We start from the raw sequence: 1,536 nt of genomic DNA, 5'->3' as shown, positions 1-1,536 counted from the left end.
CCTGATCATTGAAGAGCGGCGAATTCTGTTGGCCGACGCGGACTTGCCCCCAACTGCCGCCAAGGCCGACCCATGCCTGTCGACTGAAGAGCGTGTTCGATTGCGCAAGCGTAAGCGCGTGGCAAACCCATCTTGACGATGAACGGCGAGAAGCAGGGGATCAGTTCGATGCCGATGGCCGCCACCGATGCGGCAGCAGTTCTTCGATACGACTGGCCGCGTGCGTGGGCAAGCGCATGAGCACGTCCTTCAAATACGCGTAGGGGTCGTGGCCATTGAGTTTGGCCGACTGCACCAGGCTCATGATCGCGGCCGCGCGTTTGCCCGCTCGCAGCGAGCCGCTGAACAGCCAATTTTTTCTGCCCAGGGCAATCGGTCTGATCTGGTTTTCGCACCAGTTGTTGTCGATCGGCACCTGAGGATCGTCCAGATAGCGCATGAGTGCAGCCCATCGCCGCAAGCTGTAGTCCAACGCTTTGGCAATCGCCGAGCCTTCACTCACACGCGCACGTTGCTGTGTCATCCATTGGTGTAGCTCGTCGGCGACCCGCCGAGCGCGCTCTTGCCGCAGCGCGAGGCGCTCGGTTGGCTCAAGCGCCTGAACTTGGCGCTCAATCTCGTAGAGTTGACCGATATGCTCAAGTGCGACCTGGGCAATCTCGCTCTTGTTCGTCGCATGCAAATCGAAGAACTTGCGACGTGAGTGCGCCATACAGCCGAGCTCGGTCACGCCTTGCGCGAACAGTGCCTTATAACCCGTATAGTCGTCGCACAGCAGCCGCCCCTTCCAGTCACCGAGGAAGGCTCTCGCATGCTCACCCGCGCGGCTCTCGGCGAAGTCGTACACGACCGCCTTCAGGTTCTCGAAGGCACCGGGGCAGTAGGTCCAGAGGTACGCTCGCTGCGTCTTGCCCTTGCCCGGGCTGAGCATTGCCACCGGCGTCTCGTCGGCGTGCAGCACGCGATGCGCGAGGATGGCCTGCCTGAGCGCGTCGACGAGCGGTTGCAGTTGTACGCCGCATTGGCCGATCCATTGGCCCAGCGTCGAGCGAGGGATGGCGAGGCCGGCGCGCTCGAAGATACGTTCCTGCCGGTACAGCGGAACGTGGTCGCCGTACTTCGCCACCAGCACCTGCGCGAGCAGGCCCGCGGTCGGGATGCCCTTGTCGATGATCTGTGCGGGAACCGGTGCCTGGATCAGCGTCTCGCACTTTGCGCACACCCACTTGCCACGCACATGGCGCTCGACGGTGAACACGCCAGGCGTGTAGTCGAGCTTCTCGCTGACGTCCTCACCGATGCGCTTGAGCTCACAGCCGCACGTGCACGACGTCGATTCGGGTTCGTGAGTGATCTCTACGCGCGGTAGACTCGATGGCAGCGGCATGCGGCGCGGCTTGTTCGTAACCGGCTCTGTCTTGGGCCGGCTCGACAGTGCCTCAAGCTCGTGCTCGATCGCAACGAGATCGGCATCGATCGCTTCATCGAGCAGGCTCTGCTGTTCGCTGTCGAGCTTCTCGCTGCGCGCAGCGAACT

The 1,536-nt window shown here is 62.7% G+C and carries 1 protein-coding gene and 1 pseudogene; both read right to left on the bottom strand.

The window, feature by feature from the left end:
- A pseudogene (locus HV670_RS31770) lies at positions 1-112 on the bottom strand (porin); the annotation flags it as partial.
- 48 nt (positions 113-160) lie between these two features.
- Positions 161-1,536: IS66 family transposase (gene tnpC, locus HV670_RS29945; protein WP_175108537.1), on the bottom strand; the 1,376-nt coding region annotated here is incomplete at its 5' end.

The organism is Pararobbsia alpina (assembly GCF_902859895.1).
Classification (GTDB): Bacteria; Pseudomonadota; Gammaproteobacteria; order Burkholderiales; family Burkholderiaceae; genus Pararobbsia; species Pararobbsia alpina.
Note: the sequence above shows the minus strand (reverse complement) of the source record. Positions and strands in the feature narration are given on the sequence as shown.